The sequence below is a fragment of the Rhizorhabdus antheiae genome (assembly GCF_049889055.1).
Lineage (GTDB): Bacteria > Pseudomonadota > Alphaproteobacteria > Sphingomonadales > Sphingomonadaceae > Rhizorhabdus.
Genome location: NZ_JBLTWO010000005.1, coordinates 70,322 through 90,498, shown reverse-complemented (window position 1 = coordinate 90,498; position 20,177 = coordinate 70,322). Strand labels below are relative to the sequence as shown.

The window sequence follows — 20,177 nt, the reverse complement described above, 5'->3', positions numbered from 1 at the left end:
GTCAGGTAGCTAGGGCAGCGGCCTTGCCGTCGAGGCGCTTCTTCCAGCGCTGGGCCGGGCGTTCGATCAACACCCAGCTCAACGCGCCCATGGCCCAGGCGGACAGCAAGGTTGCCGCCACGAAGAGCGGGAAGGACAGGGCGGCGAAGCTCCACAGGATGCCGAGTGGATAGCCGTAGAGATAGGTCCCGTAACTGATGTCGAAGCGGTCATTGATGCGTTGCAGCGGACCGAAGTTCGCGCGGAATGCTGCCCAGTAGAGCAGCAGTCCGCCTGCGAGGATTGCAGAGGGTTGCGCGATCGGGCGATAAAAGAGCGCGGCGAGGGCAATAAGGCCGGCTACGGCGGCGAAACGGCCGGTCAGAGCCTGCAGTTCGGCACGGTAGAGATAGGCGCAGCCGCCGAGCCCGAAAGCGGACAGGAAGCGCAGTGCGGGGTAGGGCGCACCGAGGGTCATGTCGACGAGCGGAAGGAAGCGGAACTGCTCGACCCGCCAATAGACACCTGGGATATTGCAGAAGCAGAACAGCGCGAAAGCGATAGCGGTAGCCTTGAGCAGCATCGTCCGCCGTTCCAGCTGTCCGAAGGCTGCGAGCAGCGCCACCAGCACATAGCAGCGAAACTCGTAGGAGATCGTCCACATCGGCGTGTTCGGCTCGATCATGGCCGTGGCGATCGCAAATGGTTCCGGCCGCTGAAGGATGGCCATGCGCCAGAACTGACCCAGGTCGGGCATATGGTCGTAGAGCAGGGGGACGAGCAGCGCGCTGAGCAGAAAGGCGACGAGGAAGCCCGGATAGATGCGCAGCGCGCGCTTGGCGAAATAGCTGCCGATGTCGCGCGAATGGTGCATCGACTGCACGATCAGATAGCCGCTGATCAGGAAGAAGGCATCGACGCACAGCGCGGCTACCGTCAGGCCGTTACCCGTCATCGTCTGGAGCAGGTCGCGCCCGGCGGGGGCCTGGCCCCATTGCTCGTGCGCATGGGTGAGGATCACCCCACTTGCAAAGACCAGGCGCAGGAAGCCGATATTGTTCGGCTGACCCGTCTTGTCCAAAAGCCACTCCCCCAACACGCGGCAAGGCCAGGTTAGCTCGCCCGCTGAAATGCCGCGCTGAAGTGATCGTCGTGCAGGCACGGCTTGTCAACTGACGATGACAAAAGAAAGGGCGACCCGAGGGCCGCCCTTTCCTGTGTCTGCAATGATGTCCGGATCAGCGCGAGTAGAACTCGACGACCAGATTCGGTTCCATCTTGACGGGGTAGGGCACCTCGTCGAGCGTCGGAACGCGGACGAAGGTAACCTTCGCGCCACCGTCCTGCGCGATATATTCGGGAACGTCGCGCTCGGAGAGGCCCTGCGCTTCGATGACCAGCGCCATTTCCTGCGCCTTGCTGCCCAGCGAGATCTCGTCGCCCGGCTTCACCTGACGCGAGGCGATATTGCACTTCACGCCATTGACGCGGATGTGGCCATGGCTGACCAGCTGGCGAGCAGCGAAGATGGTCGGTGCGAACTTGGCGCGATAGACGACTGCGTCCAGGCGGCGCTCGAGGAGGCCGATCAGGTTCTGCGAGGTGTCGCCCTTCATGCGCGACGCTTCGGTGTAGTTCTTCTTGAACTGCTTCTCGGTGACGTCGCCGTAATAGCCCTTGAGCTTCTGCTTCGCCTTCAGCTGGATGCCGTAGTCGGACATCTTGCCCTTGCGGCGCTGACCGTGCTGGCCGGGGCCATATTCACGCTTGTTGACCGGGCTCTTCGGGCGACCCCAGATGTTTTCGCCCATCCGGCGGTCGAGCTTATACTTGGCGCTGTTGCGCTTCGACATGATGTCGTCCTTCAATCGCTGTTACGTTGCCTGCGGCCGCGAAGCGGAGCAGGGTCGATCCCGGTACTCGCTCCTTTTGTCCATTCGGACATCGGGGCCACCGCTTCACCGGGGTGCGGGGCCGATTGCGAAGGCGCGCCTATGACGTGGTGGACTTCGCGAGTCAAGTGTGGGCGGGACGGTCAGCGGGCGGGTCTGTCGATAGCATGCAGGCCGAGGCGATCGAGCATGTCGCGGACCGCAGGTTCGGGGTCGGCGCGCAGCGGGGGACCCTGGCCGGTGCATCCGCCGGGTCGACGGTAGAGGCAGGTGCCGGCGCGATAGCAGCCCACTTCGACGAATCCGGCGTCGCCCCGCGCGAACCGGCTGCGTGAGGCTTCGAAGCTTATGGCATAATTGTAGAGGCCGTCCTGGCCGCTGCGGGCCGGGTAGAGGCCGATGTCCGAGCGCAGCCGCGACAGACCGGTCCGCATCCAGCGGTCGGGCGGCTCGACGCCCAGCCCACAGGCCTTCGGGTCGCGGCTCGCCTGCTCCAGCGCCAGGATGCTTTCGGACCCCTGCATCCACACCGGCCGCATCGCGCCGCGCACACCACTCAGCAGGGACAGGGCCAGCCACGCAAGGATGATCGCCCCAAGGATCGCCGCCCCCTTCACGGCGGGCAGCCGCCTTCTCACAATGGCCAGCACCTCGGCCGATCCGATCGCGCAGAGGCAGAAGAGGGGTGGCAGCGCCGGATAGACGAAGCGCCATTCCTTGTGCGGCACCGCCGAGAAGGTGATGAAAATGGTCAGGCTGAGGATCGCCAATATGGCCGCCCGGCGCGCGCCGAGAATGGCGGTTCCGACGATCAGGGGTGTCGCCACCCCCCAGACGGCAAGCTCGCGCGCGAGATAATAATGGCCCGGCTCGACCCCGAAGATATTGGCGATGCCGCCAGAATTGGCGCGGACATAGGTGAAGACCGAATGGAAAGGGCTGCCCCAGCTGATCCAGTCGACCGCACCCATGGCGAGGATCGGAACCAGGCCCCCCACCAGCAGCCATAGCCAGCGCGCGGTCGGGCGGACCCCGACCGTCCAAAGCCCGAGGATGATTGCTGCCGGGCCCAGTTGTGGCCGAAAGGCGACGGCAAAGCCGAGCATGATGCCTGCAGCGAGGAGCTTGCGGGGCGCCGGTTTCAGGTCGGACCGCTCGACAGCGCGGCGCCAACCGACAGCGAAGGCCACGCCGAGGAGCAGAAAGACGGCGGATACGGTATCCGCCAGGAAGTGGGGCGAAAAATAGACGAACTCGCACCAGAAGGCGGCCAGCAGCGCCGACAGGATCGCGGCTTCGCGGCTGCCGCCCAGATCGCGGCCGATCCGATAGGATGCCCAGACGCTCGCCAGCGCGAACAGAGACATGGCCGCCGCCAGAGCCAGACGCAGCAGCGCAGGATCGTGAGCGACCAGCCGGACTGTGGCGACGACAGGAATCTGCATACCGGCCAGCAGCCAGCTGCGCGCGCCCACCGCATATTCCCAAGGCACCAGTCCCCGTCCGGTGACGGCGCGATAGGCCTGCTCGCCATATTGGAAGGTCTCGTCGGGATGGGTGATGTTGGGCAGCAGATAGGCGCTTGCCAGCCGGAGCGCGAAGGCGACGAGGCAGATGAGCGCGAGCGGGTGACTCGCCAGAGCTTTCCAGTTGCGCGATCCGGTCATCTTGTCCCCCTGCGCGCCTCCTAGCAGGCACCCCGGCCTTCGTCCTCACAAAAGCCCCTTAGGGCGGTTCAACCGCGCCGCATTATGGTCTAAGGGCGCGCGCATGACAGAGCCTGCTGAAAAGACGATCCTGCCCGCCGCCGAATGTACCGAAATGCACGAGGTGCGGGCCGCCATAGACAGTCTCGACACGCTGATCGTGAGCCTGCTGGCCGAACGCATGCGCTATATCGAGGCGGCTGCCCGGATTAAGCCCGATCGCGGCGCGGTGCGTGACGAGGTCCGCAAGGCCCAGGTCATCGCCCATGCGGTCAAGGTCGCCGACGATCGCGGCTTTCCCCCCAAATTGGCCTATCGACTGTACGACATGCTTGTCGAAGGCTCGATCGCGCACGAGCTCGACCGGTTCGACGAACTTCGCAAGGACTGATCTCAGGCGGGTCTGTTCGCTTCGGAGGGGCTGTCGGCTGGCAGAGACATGTGTCCGTCCGGATCGAGCAGCACTTCCGGCCGATTCTGCGGCGCTATGCCATAGCTGGGCGGCCAGGCCTTTGCCGGCAGGTGAAGAGTTCCGAACAGCCGGTCGTAGATCGGCAGTACCGAGGCGTAATTTCGGTTCACATGCTCATCGCGCGAATGATGCCAATGGTGGAAGCGAGGCGTCGACAGCAACTGCTCGAACCAGGGCAGGTTGACGTTCAGATTGGCGTGGATGAAGAAGCCCCAGAAGGTGCCGATGATCAGCACGATCACCGGCACGAGGCTGCCCGAGCCCGCGCCGGGTGAACCGAAGCCCGCGATGTTGACCAGGGTCAGCCCGAACATGCGCGTGAAGATGATGTCGACCGGATGCGCGCGCGTGTTGATCAGCCAGTCCATCCGCTGCGGTTCATGGTGCGTCGCGTGGAACCGCCAGAGCCAGGGGACCTCGTGCATCAGCCGGTGGCCCCAGTAGAAGCCGAACTCGCCGACCACCAGGGCCATGAGGATCTGGATCCAGATCGGCAGACCTATGATCCACAGCAAATAGCCTTCGGGAAGAAGCGCTCGCCCCGTTGCGCCCATCACTGCCATCGGCATGGCAAGGACGAAGGTCGGAATGAACCCGGTCATGAAGAAATAGCCAAGATCGGCGAGCATCTGCGGCCGCAGCGTCGATTGACGCTGGCGCCCGGCCAGTCGTTCGATCGGCACGAAGATCGCGATCAGCAGCGCAAGCCACACGAACAGGCTGAGTGCGGTCCGGAGAAAATGATCGAGATCGGGCGTCATGCCTTATCCTACCTGTTAACGCTGCGTGCGTCACCCGGCCGTCGGGCCAGGGCGTGGTAGCGAGGGCGGATCAGACGATCTGTGCGTGTGCCGGATTGTGACGGAATGGCGATTGACGACGGCCGCGCATCACGCCGCCGATCAGGCCGAAACCGACCAGCATCATGGCCCAGGTGGTCGGTTCGGGAACCGACTGGAGGCTGATGCCGTCGATCAGGGAGAAGGGCGGCTGGCCGAGCGGGGTGCCATAGGCCAGCAGCGATAGCGTCTGGGTGGACGAGGTCGCGGTGAAGGTCAGATATTCATAGCGCCAGGGCACGAAGCCATGCTCTGGCACCGTCACCATGCCCGTGCTGATGATCTGGCTGTCGACTCCCGTGAAGGTCGCATAGCCATCGCCATTGGCGTCGTAGCTGGTCGTATAGGCGCAAGTGCCGAAGCAGATGTTCCAGCCGCTCGCGGTGGCGCCGTTGAAGGGAAATTGTTGGCCTGCCGCCCACCAGAAGGCTACCGAATATTGCGCGCCAACGGTGAGGCCGGTCAAAGTCTGCGACAGCGGCGCGTTCAGATAGGCGCCGTCGGCCGCCACGAAATTGCCGCCGACAGGGCTGGCCGTGATGCCATTGCTCACGCCCGTGCCCGGCATGCCCCATAGCTGCAGATAGGCGGGCGTCGTCGGGCTTCCCGAGGCGGAAGCCGACAGGTCGGCGTTGAAGATGAAGTTATAGCCGGCATTGTCCCAGCCCTGCACCGTCTGGGCCGGGAAATAGGGACCCCAGGATGTGCCGGGATAGATGGCATTGCCCCCGCCATCGAGGTAGAAGAAGGATGTGGTTTCAAACCCGCCATTGACGAGCAGATTTGCCGCATGGGCCTGGGCCGCCGACAGGCAAGCAGCAAGCACAGCTAGCAGCGCGACGAGCTTGTTACGCATCCAACCAAGGCCCCCGATACACAGTACGCATATAAGGTGATCTACAGTATACAATTGGTAAATGCAAGATTCCGCAGTTTTTTGCGGTTTACATCCAATTTACAATTGCTATGATAGGCTGTTAACCGTTCAAGTTCCGGGAAGTTCCCGGATTTACCGTGGCCGGGGTCGCTGCAACGCAGTCAAAACGCCCCGCATCGTCCGCACCTCCTGCGCATTCCAGGCCGGCTTGGTGAGCAGTCCGCGCAGCATTCGCTTGGTGGTCGGCACCCGGTCGGGCGGAAAAAAATATCCCGATTCGTCGAGCATCCGGTCGAGATGGTCGATCAGGCCGTCGAGCTCGTCCTGCGAGGCCGGCGGATCGAGATCGGTTGCGGTGGGCGAGACGAGCGCTTCGCCCTTCGACCATTCATAGGCGACCAGAATTACCGCCTGTGCCAGGTTCAGGCTGCCGAACTCGGGATTGATCGGGACCGTCAGGATCGTTCGCGCGATCGCCACGTCGTCGGTTTCCAGGCCAGAGCGCTCGGCACCGAACAATATGGCCGAACGGCCCGGCTCGCTCCGGATCGCGCCGGCGGCCTCCTCGGGCGTCATCACCGGCTTGGTCACGCCGCGCTTGCGCACGGTGGTGGCGAAGACATGGGTGCAGTCGGCTATCGCTTCTGCCACACTGTCATAGACACGGGCCTTTTCCAGCACGATGTCGGCACCGGAAGCCGCCGGACCGGCCTGTGGATTGGGCCAGCCGTCGCGGGGCGACACCAGCCGCATGTCGGTCATGCCGAAGTTCAGCATGGCGCGGGCGGCCTTGCCGATATTCTCGCCCAGCTGGGGACGGACGAGGACGATCGCGGGTTGCGGGGTGCTAGTACCGCTCACTCGCGCCCCGCCTCGCTGACGGCGCCGGCGAAATCCTCGAAGTCCTTGGCTTCGGTGAAGTCCTTATACACGCTGGCAAAGCGGATATAGGCGACGCTGTCGAGCGCCTTCAGCCCGTCCATCACCATCTCGCCGACCGCATTGGCCGCGATTTCGCTGTCGCCGGTCGTCTCGATCTGGCGCTGGATCGCGGTCGCCAGGCGTTCGATCCGGGCCGGATCGACCGGGCGCTTGCGGCAGGCAACCGCAATCGAGCGTTCGAGCTTCGAGCGATCGAACGGTTCGCGCCGACCGTCGCTCTTCACCACCGTCATCTCGCGCAGCTGGATGCGTTCGAAGGTCGTGAAGCGCGCGCCGCAGCCCTCGCACTGGCGCCTGCGCCGGATCGCCGCCCCGTCGTCGGTGGGGCGGCTGTCCTTCACCTGGCTGTCTTCATGCGAGCAGAAGGGGCAGCGCAATTAGAGCTCCGGATAGATCGGGAAGCGGTCGCACAGCGCCTCGACGCGGGCGCGCACATGCGCTTCGGTCTGGCCATTGCCTTCGGGGCCGTCTTTGGCGAGCCCGTCGAGCACGTCGGCGATCATGTCGGCGATCTCGCGGAACTCGGCCGGGCCGAAGCCGCGGGTGGTGCCGGCGGGCGAACCCACACGGATGCCCGAGGTCTTGACCGGGGGCAGCGGATCATTGGGCACGCCATTCTTGTTGCAGGTGATGCCCGCGCGCTCCAGCGCCTCGTCGGCGTCGCGGCCGGTCACGCCGATCGGGCGCAGGTCGACCAGCGCCAGATGCGTGTCGGTGCCGCCCGAGACGAGGTCGGCGCCACGCTCTTTCAGGCGCGCGGCGAGAACCTTGGCATTCTCGACCACGGCGGCGGCGTAGGATTTGAATTCGGGCTGCAGCGCTTCGCCGAAGGCGACTGCCTTGGCGGCGATGACATGCATCAGCGGGCCGCCCTGCAGGCCGGGGAAGACCGCCGAGTTGATCTTCTTCGCGATCGCCTCGTCATTGGTCATGATCATGCCGCCACGCGGGCCGCGCAGCGTCTTGTGCGTCGTGGTGGTGACGACATGGGCATGGCCGAACGGGCTCGGATGGACGCCGCCCGCGACGAGACCCGCGAAATGGGCCATGTCGACCATGAACAGCGCGCCGACCTCGTCCGCGATCGCGCGGAAGCGGGCGAAGTCGATCTGGCGCGGATAGGCCGAGCCGCCGGTGATGATCAGGGTCGGCTTGTGCTCGCGCGCCAGCGCCTCGACCTGGTCGAAGTCGATCAGGTGATCGTCGGGACGGACGCCATATTGGATGGCGTTGTACCACTTGCCCGACAGCGCGGCCTTCGCGCCGTGGGTAAGGTGGCCGCCCGCGTCGAGGCTGAGGCCCATGATCGTGTCGCCGGGCTTGGTCAGCGCCAGCATGACGGCGCCGTTCGCCTGTGCGCCGGAGTGCGGCTGGACATTGGCGAAGCCGCAGCCGAACAATTCCTTGGCGCGGTCGATCGCCAGCTGCTCGACGACGTCGGACGGGTGGCAGCCCTGATAATAGCGCTTGCCCGGATAGCCCTCGGCATATTTGTTGGTGAATACCGAACCCTGTGCCTCGAGCACCGCCTTCGAGACGATATTCTCCGATGCGATCAGCTCGATCTGCTTCTTTTCGCGTGAGATTTCCTGCTGGAGACCGGCGAAGACCGCAGGATCGGCATCGGCCAGACCGCGCGAGAAGAAGCCGTCCGGCTGGACCTGGGACAGGGTGGCTGCGGGGTTGCTGCTCATGCGGGTTCCTTGTCGAAGGCGGGGTTGGAGAGCTTGTCGACGCGGCGGAGATGGCGATCCCCGGCAAAGTCCGTCGACAGGAAGGCGGCGGCGCAGGCGCGGGCCTGCTCGATACCGATCAGGCGAGCGCCCATGGCAATGACATTGGCATCGTTATGCTCGCGGCACAGACGGGCGGAAAGCTCCTCCGACACCAATGCGCAGCGCGCGGCCGGGTGCCGGTTGACCGCGATCGAGATGCCGATGCCCGAGCCGCACAGTGCGATGCCCTTGGTGGCGCGGCCATCGGCAATCGCCTGGGCGAGCTTGTAGCCATAATCGGGATAGTCGACCGAGGCAGTGCTGTCGGGGCCGAGGTCGACGACCTCATGGCCTTCTTCGCGGAGCCAGTCGGCCAGCGCGGCTTTCATGTCGAATGCGGCATGATCGGATGCGATGGCGATGGTCTCGGCCATATCCTGTCCAGTGATTTACGAGTCGGGTTGCGGCACCCTCTAGGGATCAAAGCGCTGCGCTGCAATGCCGCGAAGCCATGACAAAGGGGAAGCGATGCAGGCGCGGGGGGACTGTTCCGCCGATCGCTTTTCGGTTGACCGGCGCGGGGTTCATCCCGTTCAAGGTGGCGCATCACGAAATCACATGTCGTTCGCGGAGCATAGTTCGATGAAGAGCCTTACCTTTTCCGGTCTCGCGGCCCTCGCGCTTCTCGGCGCCTGCGCGCGGGGCGAGGATGCACAGCCGATCGAGAATGTCTCGGTCGTCGACCAGGCTGCGGTCGATACGCTCGATGCGGAGACGCCCGCCGACAATGCCGCGTCGCCGCTGCCGACCGATGCCTGGGTGGGTAAATGGATCGGTGTCGAGGGGCTGGTGCTCGACGTTCAGCCTGCCGGCGAGCGCGGGCGTTACGTGCTGTCGGTTACGCTGCTCGACGGTACCAAAAGCTATGAAGGCACCGCCGATGGCGATCTGATCCGCTTCACCCGCAACGGTCGGCCGGAGAGCGTCCGCGCCGCGACCGGCGACCAGACCGGTCTCAAATGGCTGGCTGGCAAGCAGAATTGCTTGATGATCCAGCAAGGCGAGGGTTTCTGCCGGGAGGATGGCCCGGCGCCCGTCGCAGGGGCCGCCGCCGTTCCGGCCCCTGCGGAGGCCGCGCCCAAGCCTTGAAAAGGCCGGTTTTCGGGTCTAGGGGCGCGCGGATGACCAAGCCTGCACCCCTGATCCCGGCAGAGGAATTCGCCCGTCTCGCGCGCGAGATCGTCGCGACGATGAGCGGGCACGAGGCGCATCGCGCGCTCGACATCCTGACCAACGATGTGCTGCGCGGCCTCGGCTATGGCGAGGGCATCGACATCTTCGAGGCGGCCGTGTCCCACTGGCACGAGGCGGCGCATCCCTATCCGCATATCGGCCCCTGTCCGGATTGCGAACGCGAGGCGGAGCGTCGCGCGGCGGCCTGAACGCCCGTCCGGCAATTCGAAAGCAAGAGCCGGGGAGCAGCCGCCGGCGAGCAGCAGCATGATCCTGTCGACACAATATCGGTCGAAGGAGCTATGATATGCTGATGGACCCCATCGTCGAAGATCCCCGCTGGAGCCAGTTGGTCGCGCGGTCGGCCGCCGCCGATGGCAGCTTCGTCTATTCGGTTGCGTCGACCGGCGTCTATTGCCGCCCAAGCTGCGGTGCGCGCACGCCGAAGCCTGGCAATGTCCGCTTCCATGCCGGGCCAGCCGAAGCCGAGGCGGCCGGCTTTCGCCCCTGCAAGCGGTGCCGCCCGAACGAGGCGCCGCGCGCCGAGCGACAGGCGGCCCTGGTCGCCCAAGCCTGTCGCCGGATCGAGGCGGCCGAGGAGCCGCCTTCGCTCGGCGAACTTGCCGATGCGGCGGGGGTGAGCCCCTATCATTTCCACCGCCTGTTCAAGGCGGTCACCGGGCTGACGCCGAAAGGCTATGCGGTCGCGCATCGGTCCGGCCGGCTCCGCTCGGCGCTGGAGGCCGGCGAACAGGTGACGCGGGCGCTCTACGAAGCCGGGTTCGGATCGAGCGGGCGCTTCTACGCCGCCGCCGATGCGGCGCTCGGCATGCCCCCTGCGGCCTATCGCCGGGGTGGGCAGGCAATGGCGATCCGCTACGCCGTCGCTGCCTGCTCGCTCGGACGTGTGCTGGCGGCGTCGAGCGAGCGCGGGATCTGCGCGATCCTGATGGGCGACGAGGACGCGGCGATGATCGCCGACCTCCATCGCCGATTTCCGAACGCCGCGATCAGCGAGGGGGCCGATGCCTTCTGCGAAACGGTCGCTGCTGTCGTCGATCTGATCGAGGAGCCGGGCAACGGCCTGTCGCTGCCGCTCGACATCAGAGGAACGGCCTTCCAGCAACGGGTGTGGCAGGCGCTGCGGGCGATCCCGTCGGGCGAGACGCGCAGCTATGCCGAGGTCGCGCAGGCGATCGGGGAGCCGCGCGCGTCGCGCGCCGTGGCCGCCGCCTGTGCCGCCAACGCCATCGCGGTCGCGGTGCCTTGCCACCGGGTGCTGCGGTCTGACGGGTCGATCACCGGCTATCGCTGGGGACCCGACCGCAAGCGCCGCCTGCTGGCCCGCGAGAGCGAGGGATAGGGCGGCGGCTCAGGCCCCTGGCGCCGTCTCGTCCTCGCCCGCGCTGCCGATCGACTGGTCGATAAGACCCGCGCGCATCATCAACCAGAAGAGCAGGATGCCCGGCAGCGCGGCGAGCGTGGTGAGCAGGTAGAAATTCACATAGCCGACCGCCTCGATCATCGCGCCGGCGGTGGTGCCCGTCATGATCCGCCCGACCACGCTGGCCGCCGCCGAGATCAGCGCATATTGCGCGGCGGTGAAGCGCAGGTCGCACAGCGCCGAGAAATAGGCGACGACGCAGACCCCGCCAATGCCGCTGGCGATATTCTCGAACCCGATCGCGCCGGCCATCGCCCAGTTATCATGGCCGCTGGCGGCCAGCCCGGCGAAGCTGAGGTTGGAGACGGCCATGAGGATCAGGCTGATCAGCACCGATCGCTTCATGCCCAGCCGCGAGTAGAGGATGCCGCCGACGAAGATGCCGATCAGATAGGCCCAGAAGCCGAGCCCGACATCGTAGATCGCGATCTCGTCATTGGTGTAGCCGAGATCGTCGAACAGCAGCCGGAAGGTCAGGTTGGCGAGGGTGTCGCCGATCTTGTGCAGCAGGATGAACAGCAGCACGAGCATCGCGCCGCGCCGCCGGAAGAATTCGAGCAGCGGCCCGGCGATCGAAGCCCAGACCTCGCCGCCGCTGCGACGACCGGTCGGCTCGCGGTGGCGTTCCGGTTCGCCCATCACCAGCGCGGTGATCATCGCGGGCAGGGCGAAGGCGGCGCAGGCGGCATAGGCGACTTCCCAGCCGAAGCGCCCGGCCAGCACCAGCGCCACTGCGCCAGCGGTCGCCGAGCCGATCCGCCAGCCATATTGGGACATGCCCGCGCCCACGCCCAACTGCCGTGCTTCGAGCAGTTCGATCCGATAGGCGTCGATGATGATGTCGAAGGTCGCGCCCGCTGCCCCCACAAGGATCGCTGCGACGGCGGTCTGCATCAGCCCGGCCTTGGGGTCGACCAGCGCCAGATGGAACACCGCTGCTATCACCAGCAGGCCGATCACCAGCATCCAGGATACGCGCTGCCCCAGCCGACCGAGGAGCGGCAGGCGGACGCCGTCCACGACCCAGGCCCACAGGAATTTCAGATTATAGACGAGGAAGGCGAGGGTGAAGGCCGTCACTGCCTTCTTGTCGATCCCGTCCTGCGCGAGGCGCGTAGTGAGGGTCGCGCCGATCATCGCGAAGGGAAAGCCCGAGCTTATCCCCAGAAACAGCGCGGCGAGCGGTGCCGGCTCCATATAGGGCCGGATCGCCGCGATGATGCCCTTGTCCCCGGCGGTCTCGCCGCCGTCCCCCGATATGCTGTTCATAGTACCAGCATAGCGAGGCCGCGCGGGGTGGGAAGGGGCAGAGTCGTCCCGCCAAGCGATGCGCCGCCCGGAAAGCCGCCCTTTTCGACAGGCTTGCCCTTGACCGCAGCCCGCTTTGCGACGACCAACATGCTTTACATATTCCGGAGACGCCCGTGGCCAAGCGCCTCACGATGTACATTCTGATCGCGATGTTCCTCGGGATCATCCTCGGCATCACGCTCAACAAGACGGTCGCCGACCCGGCGACGCTCAAGGAGATCACCGGCTATATCTCGATCCTGACCGAGATATTCCTGCGCCTGATCAAGATGATCATCGCGCCGCTGGTGTTCGCCACGCTCGTCGTCGGCATCTCGCACATGGGCGACACGGCGGCGCTGGGCCGCGTCGGTGGGCGGGCGATCGCCTGGTTCCTCGGCGCAAGTCTCCTGTCGCTGACCCTCGGCCTGGTCATGGTCAACCTGCTGCAGCCCGGCGTCGGCGCGGACCTCGTCCTGCCGCCCGAAGGCGCGAGCGCGGGCCTGTCACAGGGCGATTTCTCGCTCAAGCAGTTCATCACCCATCTCGTCCCCAAGAGCTTCTTCGAGGCGATGGCGACCAACGAGATCCTGCAGATCCTGGTCTTTTCGGTCTTCACCGGTGTCGCGGTGACCGCGATCGGCGAGAAAGCCGCGCCGCTGGTCCGCGGCATCGAGGCGCTGGCGCAGGTCATGCTCCAGATCACCGACTATGTGATGCGCTTCGCCCCCTTCGCCGTCTTCGCCGCGGTCACGACGGCGCTGGCGGAGCAGGGGCCGACGATCCTGATCAGCTTCGGCAAGTTCATGGGCAGCTTCTATCTGTCGATGCTCGTGCTGTGGGGCGTGCTCCTCACCCTCTGCTTTCTGGTCGTCGGTTCGCGCACCGGCCTGCTCATCCGCTACATCCGCGAGCCGATCCTGCTCGCCTTCAGCACCGCCTCGTCGGAAGCGGCCTTCCCCCGCACGCTCGAGGCGCTCGACCGCTTCGGCGTGCCGCCGCGCATCGCCAGCTTCGTCCTGCCGCTCGGCTATTCGTTCAACCTCGACGGATCGATGATCTACTGCACCTTCGCGACGATGTTCATCGCGCAGGCTTATGGCGTCGAGCTGACCCTCGGGCACCAGTTCACGATGCTGCTGATCCTGATGGTGACCTCAAAGGGGATCGCGGGCGTGCCGCGCGCCAGCCTCGTCATCATCTCGTCGACGCTGGCCTTCTTCGATATCCCTGAGGCAGGGTTGCTGCTGATCCTCGCGGTCGACCATTTCCTCGACATGGGCCGCTCGGCCACCAATGTCGTCGGCAATGCCGTCGCCAGCGTCGTCGTGGCCAAGTGGGAGACCAAGCATCTCGACGTGATCGAACCCGCCGAGATCGAACCGGCCCACGCGCCCTGAACGCCGACATGAAAGAGCCCCCCGACCGCCGGTCGAGGGGCTCGATCTTTTTCGGGATGTCCGCCCGACTTATTGCCGGACGAGATAATCGAAATAGGCGCTGTCGGGTGGGCCGTCGATCGCCGCCATCAGCGCGGACATGTCGACCTTCTTGAACGCCTCGGCGCCGGCCTTGTGCGCCTCGATGCTCTCCCATTTCTCGATCAGGATGAAGCGCCGGTCATTGCCCGCGTCGCGGAGCAGTTCGGCGCCGTGCGAGCCGTCGATCGCCGTCACGCCGTCGATCAGATGGTTGAGCGCGGCCTCCATCTCTCCGGACATGCCTTCCTTGGCGTGCATCGTATAGACCCTGGCGATCGTCATCGTCCCTCTCCTCAGCGGCCGTTTGTCAGATATCCTGCGCGAGCCGGCCGTAGAGTTCGGGGCGCCGGTCGCGGAAGAAGCCGAAGGCCGCACGGTGGCGCTTTGCCAGGTCGATGTCCAGTTCGGCGACGAGAACGCCCGTCTCGGTCGCGCCGAACTCCGCCAGCAGGTCGCCGCGCTCGTCGCAGATGAAGCTGTGGCCGTAGAAGGTCTGGCCGTCTTCGGTCCCGATCCGGTTGGCGGCGACGACGGGCACGACGTTCGACACCGCATGGCCGATCATCGCGCGCCGCCACAGGCGGCTGGTGTCGAGATCGGGGTCATGCGGCTCATTGCCGATCGCGGTCGGGTAGAAGAGGATCTGCGCGCCCATCAGCATCATCGCGCGCGCCGTTTCCGGATACCATTGGTCCCAGCAAATGCCGACGCCGACGGTCGTGTCCTCGGCCGGCCAGACCTTGAAGCCGGTATTGCCGGGCCGGAAGTAGAATTTCTCTTCATAGCCGGGGCCGTCGGGAATGTGGCTCTTGCGATAGACGCCCTGGACGCGCCCGTCGGGATCGATCATCGCCAGGCTGTTATAATGGTGCGGCCCGTCCGCTTCGAAGAAGCTGGTCGGGATATGGACTTTCAGCTCGGCGGCCAGCGCCTGCATTGCGGTCACGGCCTTGTGCTCGCTCGTCGGCTTGGCGCGCGCGAACAGGCCTTCGTCTTCGACCCGGCAGAAATAATGGCCCTCGAACAGCTCGGGCGGCAGGATCACCTGCGCGCCCTTGCCCGCCGCCTCGCGGACGAGCTTCGACACCTCGGCGATATTCTCGTCGATGTCGTCGGAGAAAGCGAGCTGGAGCGCCGCGACCTTGATCTTGCTCATCTTCGTCTTCTCCTTACGCCGCCGGGATCTGCTGGCTGATGCAGTGGAAGCTGCCCCCGCCGGTCAATATATGGTCGGCGCGGAAGCCCGTCACCGTCCGGCCCGGAAACAGCGCGGCGATCGCGGCCACGGCGGCCTCGTCATTGGCGGCGCCATAGAGCGGGACGACCACGGCGGCGTTGCCGATGTAAAAGTTCATATAAGAGGCGGGGATGATCTCCCCGTCGCTTTCCACCGCGCCGGGGGAGGGGATCGCGACCACTTTCAGCCCGAAGGCCTCCGCGCGGGCGCGGGCATCGGCGAAGACCCCGGCATTGGGGTCGTCCGCGCCGGCCGGCTCGGGAATGGCGATCACGCCCGGCGCCACGAAGCGCGCGAGATTGTCGACATGGCCGTCGGTATGGTCGTTGAGCAGCCCGTCGCCGAGCCACAGCAGCCGCTCGACGCCCAGCCCATACGCCAGCCGCGCTTCGATCGCCGCGCGGTCGAGATCGGGGTTGCGGTTCGGGTTGAGCAGGCATTGCTCGGTGGTCACCGCGATGCCGCTGCCGTCGACGTCGATCGCGCCGCCCTCGAACACCCACTCCTGCCGGCGGGTCGGGAAGCCGGTGCGCGCGGCGAGGCGGGCGCCGATGCTCTCGTCGCCGGGCAGCTCATATTTGCCACCCCACCAGTTGAAGTCGAAATCGGTCGCGGCGAGGCCGGCATCCGAACGCACGATGATCGGCGCGCTGTCGCGCAGCCAGATGTCGCCGAACGCCTCGACGATTACCTCGGCGGCGTCGCCCGCCAGCGCGCGCGCCTGCTCGGCGGACGCCTCATCGGCGGCGACGAGGATGACGCGCTCGCCCTTGCCACCGGCATGGACCGCGCGTGCGAAGGCGACGACCTCTGCCTGGGCGGGTTGGAGATCGTCCTCCCACAGCTCGGGATGACTGGGAAAGCCGATCCATACGGCGTCGTGCGGCGCCCATTCGGCGGGCTGGCGATAGTTGTTCATGCCCGCGCAGATAGCGATGCGGCGTGACGGTTCAAAGTGGGGAATCGCCGATGGGAGGGCAGGGCGCGGCGATAGCCGATTCCCGCGCGCCGATTTCTGGGCTAGGCAGCGGGCATGAACGATCTCGACACGCTGCTTTCGGAGCGCCGCGCACACTGGCTGGTCACGGGGGCGGCGGGCTTCATCGGTTCGCATCTGGTCGAGACGCTGCTCCGGGCCGGGCAGCGCGTGCGCGGGCTCGACAATTTCGCCACCGGCCACCGCCACAATCTCGACGACATCCGCGCGTGGGTCGGCGAAGCGGCGTGGGCCGGCTTCGCGTTCATCGAGGGCGACATTCGTGACCGGGCGACCTGCGCCGCCGCCGTCGAGGGCATCGACCATGTCCTGCACCAGGCGGCGCTCGGCTCGGTGCCGCGCTCGATCGCCGATCCGCTGACGACGCATGACGTCAACGCCACCGGCTTCGCCAACATGATCGACGCCGCGCGGCTCGCAGGGGTCGGCAGCTTCGTCTTCGCCTCGTCGAGCTCGGTCTATGGCGACGAGCCGACCCTGCCCAAGGTCGAGGGCCGGGTGGGGCGGGTGCTGTCGCCCTATGCGCTGTCGAAGCTGCATAACGAGCTGGTCGCGGGCATCTATGCACGCAGCTATGGCTTCGCCTCGACCGGCCTGCGCTATTTCAACGTCTTCGGTCCCCGGCAGGACCCGGAAGGCGCCTATGCGGCGGTGATCCCGCGCTGGACCGCCGCGATGATCGCGGGCGAGGAGGTCGTGATCAACGGCGATGGCGAGACGAGCCGGGACTTCTGCTATGTCGCCAATGCGGTGCAGGCCAATCTGCGCGCGGCCCTGTCGCCCCCGGTGGGCGAGGCGCGCTTCCTCAACGTCGCTTATGGCGAGCGGACCACGCTCAACCAGCTGTTCGGCCTGTTGCGCGACGGGCTGGGCCCGCTCGGCCATCGCTATGACCGGGCTGCGACCCATGCCGATTTTCGCGCGGGCGATGTGCGCCATTCGCTCGCCGATATCGGCGCCGCGCAGACCGCGATCGGCTATGCGCCGACGCACAGTCTGGGCGAAGGGCTGCGCGAGGCATTGCCTTGGTATTGCGGGAACGCCAAGGTGGGCCAATAGAGCCGTTCGGTTTCGGGGTAAGTGGGCCAGAGTGATTGGGGGCGTCGTTCGTGAGCATCGATAAGCGGGTGGAAGAAAGCCGGATCGCGGTGGTCGGTCTGGGCTATGTCGGATTGCCGCTGGCGGTGGCGCTGGCCCGCCACTTCCCGACTGTCGGCATCGATATCGATCAGGCCCGGGTCGCCGAGCTGCGCGCCGGCCATGACCGCACCAACGAGATCGACGGGCCGACGCTCACCGCCTCCCCGCTGGAATACGCCACCGACATTGCGGCGGGCGCCGATGCCGACGTCATCATCGTCACCGTGCCCACCCCGGTCGATCAGGCGAACGACCCCGATCTGCGCCCGGTCATGTCGGCGACGCGCGCGCTGGCGGGCATATTGAAGCCGGGTCGCGGCACGATCGTCGTCTATGAAAGCACCGTCTATCCGGGCGTTACCGAGGATATGTGCGGGCCCGAGATCGAGCGCCTGTCGGGCCTCAAGCGCGGCGTCGACTTCTTCCTCGGCTACAGTCCCGAGCGGATCAACCCCGGCGACCGCGAGCATACGGTCGACCGCATCACCAAGGTGGTGGCGGGCGAGAACCCGCAGGTGCTCGACCGGCTGTGCGCCGTCTATGGCGCGGTCACCACCGGCGGCACCTTCCGTGCGGCCTCGATCAAGGTCGCCGAGGCGGCGAAGGTGATCGAAAATGCCCAGCGCGACATCAACATCGCCTTCATCAACGAGATCACCCAGATCTTCGGCAAGGTCGGCATTTCGGTGTGGGACGTGCTGGCGGCGGCGGGAACCAAGTGGAACTTCCTCCGTTTCGTGCCGGGGCTGGTGGGCGGCCACTGCATCGGCGTCGATCCCTATTATCTCAGCCATCTGGCGCAGCAGCTTGGCCATTATCCGCGCGTGATCCTGGCCGGGCGCGGCATCAACGACGGCATGGGCGGCTGGATCGCCGACCAGATCCACGAGCGCATCGGCAGCGGCGCGCGCGTCCTCGTCCTGGGGCTCACCTTCAAGGAGAATGTCCCCGACCTGCGCAACTCGCGCGTGATCGACGTCGTCCGCCGGCTCGAATGGCTGCGGCATGAGGTGGTGATCCACGACCCGCTCGCCGACGCGGCCGAGGCGCGGCACGAATATGGGGTCGAACTGGCCGGCGACGCGCTGTCGGGCAGCTATGACGTCGTGATCGGCGCGGTGTCGCACAGCGACTATGCCGCGATGCCCGCCGACCGGCTGGCGGCGCTGCTCAAGCCCGACGGCCTGCTCGCCGACCTCAAGGGTATGTGGCGCGACGTGGCGACCCCGGAGAGCGTCCGCCGCTGGACCTTGTAGTTTTTCGATGCCGCATTTTCCGAGCCGTTGACCGTGTACGGTCAACTTGAAAATGCTCGGAGGCCCGGCGCCCCTTACGCGGCCGGAGCCCCGCTCGCGGCCAGCGCATGCGCCTGCGTGCCGCGCGTAATGACGTCGTCGCCCGGCAGGATCGTCGCGATCGGAATGTCGCTCTCCAGCGCCAGCTGCGCATAGACCGGACCGAAATCGGTCTCCAGCGTCTGCCGCAGCAGATCCTCGAAGCTGTCGATCACGAAATAATTCTGCTGATAATCGTCGATCCGATACTCGGTCCGCATCACCCGGCGCAGGTCGAAGCCGATCCGGTTGGGCGAGGGATCGTCGAGCGCGAACAGCGATTCCGCGTGGGAGGAGACGATCCCCGCGCCATAGATGCGCAGGCCGTCCGCCTGCCGCACCAGCCCGAACTCGACCGTGTACCAGTAGAGCCTCGACAGCCGCTCGATCGCGCCGAGCGCCCCGGCGCGCTGCCCGCCCCGGCCATAGGCCTGCATATAATCGGCGAACACCGGATCGGCGAGCAGCGGGACATGGCCGAACACGTCGTGGAAGACGTCGGGCTCCTGCAGATAATCGAGCTGTTCGGGCGTGCGGATGAAATTGCCCGCCACGAAGCGGCGGTTCGCCAGATGGTCGAAGAAAACGTCGTCGGGGACGAGGCCGGGGACCGCCAGCACCTGCCAGCCGGTCAGCGCCATCAGCCGCTCCGACAGCTCCTCGAAATTGGGGATGCCCGGCCGCTCCATCCGCAGCACGTCGAGCCCGGCGAGAAACTCCGGCGCGGCGCGCCCCTGCAACAGCGTCGCCTGCCGCGCGAACAGCCTGTCCCACATCGCATGTTCGGCAGCGGTGTAGCGCTCCCAGCCCTGCGGGATCGTCCAGTCGGCGGCGGCCCCGGCGGGCGGGGTGGAGGCGTTGGTGGTCATGACGCGATCATTGCAGAGGATCGGCGAAAAAGCCTTTCAAAGTGATCGGCTTTCGGCGATTTGGTGAAATACCATATCGCTATGGAGCCGGATATGAATGATATCGTTCACATCGATGCGATCGACCGCCGCATCCTATCCGAGCTCCAGACCGACGCCGCGATCAGCCACGCCGATCTGGCCCAGCGCGTAGGCAGCTCCTCCGCCTCGGTCTGGCGCCGCATCCGCGCGATGGAGACGGCGGGCCTGCTGAAGGGCGCGGTCCGCACCGTCGACGCCGCGCGGCTCGGCTATGGCGTCAACGTGATCTGCAACATCCGCGTCCGCAGCCACAGCGCCGAAGACCGCGCCAGCTTCGAAAGCTTCGTCCGCTCGCGGCCCGAAATCCTGGAATGCTTCTCCATGTCCGGCGAATGGGACTACCTCCTCCGCGTCGTCGCGCGCGACGTGGCGGATTATGAGGCCTTCCTGATGCGGACGCTGCTCAACCATCCCTCGGTGGCGACGGCCTCCTCGCATTTCGCGCTGTCGCTGACGAAGCATGTGACGGCGTTGCCGGTGTGAGGGGGAGATGTAACGGATTGGGGATCGTTACTTGAGAAAATTGTATCTGCTCAATGTAGTCGACGTGAACGGCAGGCATTTTCTCTAACCTTGCCCTTCCGCGCCTAAAACTAACCGCTGTGAGGTTGGGTTGAGCACCCGATGCCGGGGCATCCGGCGCCCTGCT

Annotated in this window: 23 protein-coding genes; 8 read left to right on the top strand and 15 right to left on the bottom strand. The window is 66.0% G+C overall.

What is annotated here, in order from left to right; translation table 11 throughout:
• Position 1: 1 nt before the first annotated feature.
• The 3 genes from ACNI3R_RS11330 to ACNI3R_RS11320 form a co-directional block, all read right to left on the bottom strand.
• A complete protein-coding gene (locus tag ACNI3R_RS11330) occupies positions 2-1,060 on the bottom strand; it encodes an acyltransferase family protein (protein ID WP_426183310.1) in 1,059 nt (352 codons plus the stop codon).
• A gap of 157 nt (positions 1,061-1,217) precedes the next feature.
• Complete coding sequence (gene rpsD, locus ACNI3R_RS11325) at positions 1,218-1,832, bottom strand: 30S ribosomal protein S4 (protein ID WP_426183308.1); 615 nt, start codon at positions 1,830-1,832, stop codon at positions 1,218-1,220.
• Between the two features lie 182 nt (positions 1,833-2,014).
• Positions 2,015-3,538, bottom strand: coding sequence for a glycosyltransferase family protein (locus ACNI3R_RS11320; RefSeq protein ID WP_426183306.1), 1,524 nt, complete (start codon positions 3,536-3,538; stop codon positions 2,015-2,017).
• 103 nt (positions 3,539-3,641) lie between these two features.
• Here ACNI3R_RS11320 and ACNI3R_RS11315 point away from each other — a divergent pair, with 103 nt between their 5' ends.
• Positions 3,642-3,968, top strand: coding sequence for a chorismate mutase (locus ACNI3R_RS11315; RefSeq protein WP_426183304.1), 327 nt, complete (start codon positions 3,642-3,644; stop codon positions 3,966-3,968).
• A gap of 2 nt (positions 3,969-3,970) precedes the next feature.
• Here the strand turns inward: ACNI3R_RS11315 and ACNI3R_RS11310 are convergent, their stop codons facing one another.
• From ACNI3R_RS11310 to rpiB, 6 genes are all read right to left on the bottom strand, one after another.
• Positions 3,971-4,810 carry a sterol desaturase family protein gene (locus tag ACNI3R_RS11310; RefSeq protein WP_426183302.1) on the bottom strand — a complete coding sequence of 280 codons (840 nt, stop codon included), beginning with the start codon at positions 4,808-4,810 and terminating at the stop codon, positions 3,971-3,973.
• A gap of 70 nt (positions 4,811-4,880) precedes the next feature.
• The gene (locus ACNI3R_RS11305) at positions 4,881-5,744 is read right to left on the bottom strand and encodes a PEPxxWA-CTERM sorting domain-containing protein (RefSeq protein ID WP_426183300.1); all 864 of its coding nucleotides are present in this window, start codon (positions 5,742-5,744) and stop codon (positions 4,881-4,883) included.
• A 153-nt stretch (positions 5,745-5,897) separates the two neighbouring features.
• On the bottom strand, positions 5,898-6,626 hold the full coding sequence (locus ACNI3R_RS11300; protein ID WP_426183298.1) for an RNA methyltransferase: 729 nt from the start codon (positions 6,624-6,626) through the stop codon (positions 5,898-5,900).
• Positions 6,623-7,084: a transcriptional regulator NrdR gene (gene nrdR, locus ACNI3R_RS11295; RefSeq protein WP_165324642.1), complete on the bottom strand. Its 462-nt coding sequence runs from the start codon at positions 7,082-7,084 to the stop codon at positions 6,623-6,625. Before nrdR ends, ACNI3R_RS11300 begins: the two co-directional genes overlap by 4 nt.
• A complete protein-coding gene (gene glyA / locus ACNI3R_RS11290; protein ID WP_426183296.1) occupies positions 7,085-8,401 on the bottom strand; it encodes a serine hydroxymethyltransferase in 1,317 nt (438 codons plus the stop codon).
• Positions 8,398-8,856: a ribose 5-phosphate isomerase B gene (gene rpiB / locus ACNI3R_RS11285; RefSeq protein ID WP_426183294.1), complete on the bottom strand. Its 459-nt coding sequence runs from the start codon at positions 8,854-8,856 to the stop codon at positions 8,398-8,400. Before rpiB ends, glyA begins: the two co-directional genes overlap by 4 nt.
• A 208-nt stretch (positions 8,857-9,064) precedes the next feature.
• On the opposite strand from rpiB, the gene ACNI3R_RS11280 reads away from it, so the two are divergent.
• The 3 genes from ACNI3R_RS11280 to ada all read left to right on the top strand — a co-directional run bounded on the left by ACNI3R_RS11280 (position 9,065) and on the right by ada (position 11,018).
• Positions 9,065-9,571 (top strand): hypothetical protein, encoded by a 507-nt coding sequence (locus tag ACNI3R_RS11280; protein WP_426183292.1) that lies wholly within the window; start codon positions 9,065-9,067, stop codon positions 9,569-9,571.
• Between the two features lie 32 nt (positions 9,572-9,603).
• Positions 9,604-9,864, top strand: coding sequence for a hypothetical protein (locus tag ACNI3R_RS11275; RefSeq protein WP_426183290.1), 261 nt, complete (start codon positions 9,604-9,606; stop codon positions 9,862-9,864).
• A gap of 98 nt (positions 9,865-9,962) precedes the next feature.
• Positions 9,963-11,018, top strand: coding sequence for a bifunctional DNA-binding transcriptional regulator/O6-methylguanine-DNA methyltransferase Ada (gene ada / locus ACNI3R_RS11270; RefSeq protein ID WP_426183288.1), 1,056 nt, complete (start codon positions 9,963-9,965; stop codon positions 11,016-11,018).
• Between the two features lie 9 nt (positions 11,019-11,027).
• Here ada and ACNI3R_RS11265 read toward each other — a convergent pair whose 3' ends face one another.
• Entirely contained in the window at positions 11,028-12,296 is a 1,269-nt protein-coding gene (locus ACNI3R_RS11265) for an AmpG family muropeptide MFS transporter (RefSeq protein WP_426183683.1), read from the bottom strand.
• A 68-nt stretch (positions 12,297-12,364) separates the two neighbouring features.
• Positions 12,365-12,499 carry a hypothetical protein gene (locus ACNI3R_RS11260; RefSeq protein ID WP_426183286.1) on the bottom strand — a complete coding sequence of 45 codons (135 nt, stop codon included), beginning with the start codon at positions 12,497-12,499 and terminating at the stop codon, positions 12,365-12,367.
• A gap of 24 nt (positions 12,500-12,523) precedes the next feature.
• On the opposite strand from ACNI3R_RS11260, the gene ACNI3R_RS11255 reads away from it, so the two are divergent.
• The gene (locus ACNI3R_RS11255; RefSeq protein WP_426183284.1) at positions 12,524-13,789 is read left to right on the top strand and encodes a dicarboxylate/amino acid:cation symporter; all 1,266 of its coding nucleotides are present in this window, start codon (positions 12,524-12,526) and stop codon (positions 13,787-13,789) included.
• A gap of 69 nt (positions 13,790-13,858) precedes the next feature.
• Here the strand turns inward: ACNI3R_RS11255 and ACNI3R_RS11250 are convergent, their stop codons facing one another.
• The 3 genes from ACNI3R_RS11250 to ACNI3R_RS11240 are packed head-to-tail and all read right to left on the bottom strand — an operon-like array spanning position 13,859 to position 16,026.
• Positions 13,859-14,152 carry a putative quinol monooxygenase gene (locus ACNI3R_RS11250; protein WP_426183282.1) on the bottom strand — a complete coding sequence of 98 codons (294 nt, stop codon included), beginning with the start codon at positions 14,150-14,152 and terminating at the stop codon, positions 13,859-13,861.
• A gap of 25 nt (positions 14,153-14,177) precedes the next feature.
• On the bottom strand, positions 14,178-15,026 hold the full coding sequence (aguB, locus tag ACNI3R_RS11245) for an N-carbamoylputrescine amidase (RefSeq protein ID WP_426183280.1): 849 nt from the start codon (positions 15,024-15,026) through the stop codon (positions 14,178-14,180).
• Between the two features lie 13 nt (positions 15,027-15,039).
• Positions 15,040-16,026, bottom strand: a complete 987-nt coding sequence (locus tag ACNI3R_RS11240) for an agmatine deiminase family protein (protein ID WP_426183278.1) — start codon at positions 16,024-16,026, stop codon at positions 15,040-15,042.
• Between the two features lie 114 nt (positions 16,027-16,140).
• Between ACNI3R_RS11240 and ACNI3R_RS11235 the strand changes: the two genes are divergently transcribed.
• Entirely contained in the window at positions 16,141-17,163 is a 1,023-nt protein-coding gene (locus ACNI3R_RS11235; RefSeq protein ID WP_426183276.1) for an SDR family oxidoreductase, read from the top strand.
• Between the two features lie 50 nt (positions 17,164-17,213).
• Positions 17,214-18,500 carry a nucleotide sugar dehydrogenase gene (locus tag ACNI3R_RS11230; RefSeq protein ID WP_426183274.1) on the top strand — a complete coding sequence of 429 codons (1,287 nt, stop codon included), beginning with the start codon at positions 17,214-17,216 and terminating at the stop codon, positions 18,498-18,500.
• A 74-nt stretch (positions 18,501-18,574) separates the two neighbouring features.
• On the opposite strand, the gene phhA is transcribed toward ACNI3R_RS11230, so the two are convergent.
• A complete protein-coding gene (gene phhA / locus ACNI3R_RS11225) occupies positions 18,575-19,447 on the bottom strand; it encodes a phenylalanine 4-monooxygenase (RefSeq protein WP_426183272.1) in 873 nt (290 codons plus the stop codon).
• Positions 19,448-19,540: 93 nt separating this feature from the next.
• Here phhA and ACNI3R_RS11220 point away from each other — a divergent pair, with 93 nt between their 5' ends.
• Positions 19,541-20,011 (top strand): Lrp/AsnC family transcriptional regulator, encoded by a 471-nt coding sequence (locus tag ACNI3R_RS11220; protein ID WP_426183270.1) that lies wholly within the window; start codon positions 19,541-19,543, stop codon positions 20,009-20,011.
• The last annotated feature ends 166 nt before the right edge of the window (positions 20,012-20,177 follow it).

What these genes read in the sequence shown, in the direction of transcription:
- rpsD (WP_426183308.1), bottom strand. Translation starts at nt 1,832, where the DNA reads ATGTCGAAGCGCAACAGCGCCAAGTATAAGCTCGACCGCCGGATGGGC.
- ACNI3R_RS11320 (WP_426183306.1), bottom strand. Translation starts at nt 3,538, where the DNA reads ATGACCGGATCGCGCAACTGGAAAGCTCTGGCGAGTCACCCGCTCGCG.
- ACNI3R_RS11315 (WP_426183304.1), top strand. Translation starts at nt 3,642, where the DNA reads ATGACAGAGCCTGCTGAAAAGACGATCCTGCCCGCCGCCGAATGTACC.
- ACNI3R_RS11310 (WP_426183302.1), bottom strand. Translation starts at nt 4,810, where the DNA reads ATGACGCCCGATCTCGATCATTTTCTCCGGACCGCACTCAGCCTGTTC.
- ACNI3R_RS11305 (WP_426183300.1), bottom strand. Translation starts at nt 5,744, where the DNA reads ATGCGTAACAAGCTCGTCGCGCTGCTAGCTGTGCTTGCTGCTTGCCTG.
- glyA (WP_426183296.1), bottom strand. Translation starts at nt 8,401, where the DNA reads ATGAGCAGCAACCCCGCAGCCACCCTGTCCCAGGTCCAGCCGGACGGC.
- rpiB (WP_426183294.1), bottom strand. Translation starts at nt 8,856, where the DNA reads ATGGCCGAGACCATCGCCATCGCATCCGATCATGCCGCATTCGACATG.
- ACNI3R_RS11280 (WP_426183292.1), top strand. Translation starts at nt 9,065, where the DNA reads ATGAAGAGCCTTACCTTTTCCGGTCTCGCGGCCCTCGCGCTTCTCGGC.
- ACNI3R_RS11275 (WP_426183290.1), top strand. Translation starts at nt 9,604, where the DNA reads ATGACCAAGCCTGCACCCCTGATCCCGGCAGAGGAATTCGCCCGTCTC.
- ada (WP_426183288.1), top strand. Translation starts at nt 9,963, where the DNA reads ATGCTGATGGACCCCATCGTCGAAGATCCCCGCTGGAGCCAGTTGGTC.
- ACNI3R_RS11265 (WP_426183683.1), bottom strand. Translation starts at nt 12,296, where the DNA reads ATGGAGCCGGCACCGCTCGCCGCGCTGTTTCTGGGGATAAGCTCGGGC.
- ACNI3R_RS11260 (WP_426183286.1), bottom strand. Translation starts at nt 12,499, where the DNA reads ATGTTGGTCGTCGCAAAGCGGGCTGCGGTCAAGGGCAAGCCTGTCGAA.
- ACNI3R_RS11250 (WP_426183282.1), bottom strand. Translation starts at nt 14,152, where the DNA reads ATGACGATCGCCAGGGTCTATACGATGCACGCCAAGGAAGGCATGTCC.
- aguB (WP_426183280.1), bottom strand. Translation starts at nt 15,026, where the DNA reads ATGAGCAAGATCAAGGTCGCGGCGCTCCAGCTCGCTTTCTCCGACGAC.
- ACNI3R_RS11240 (WP_426183278.1), bottom strand. Translation starts at nt 16,026, where the DNA reads ATGAACAACTATCGCCAGCCCGCCGAATGGGCGCCGCACGACGCCGTA.
- ACNI3R_RS11235 (WP_426183276.1), top strand. Translation starts at nt 16,141, where the DNA reads ATGAACGATCTCGACACGCTGCTTTCGGAGCGCCGCGCACACTGGCTG.
- phhA (WP_426183272.1), bottom strand. Translation starts at nt 19,447, where the DNA reads ATGACCACCAACGCCTCCACCCCGCCCGCCGGGGCCGCCGCCGACTGG.
- ACNI3R_RS11220 (WP_426183270.1), top strand. Translation starts at nt 19,541, where the DNA reads ATGAATGATATCGTTCACATCGATGCGATCGACCGCCGCATCCTATCC.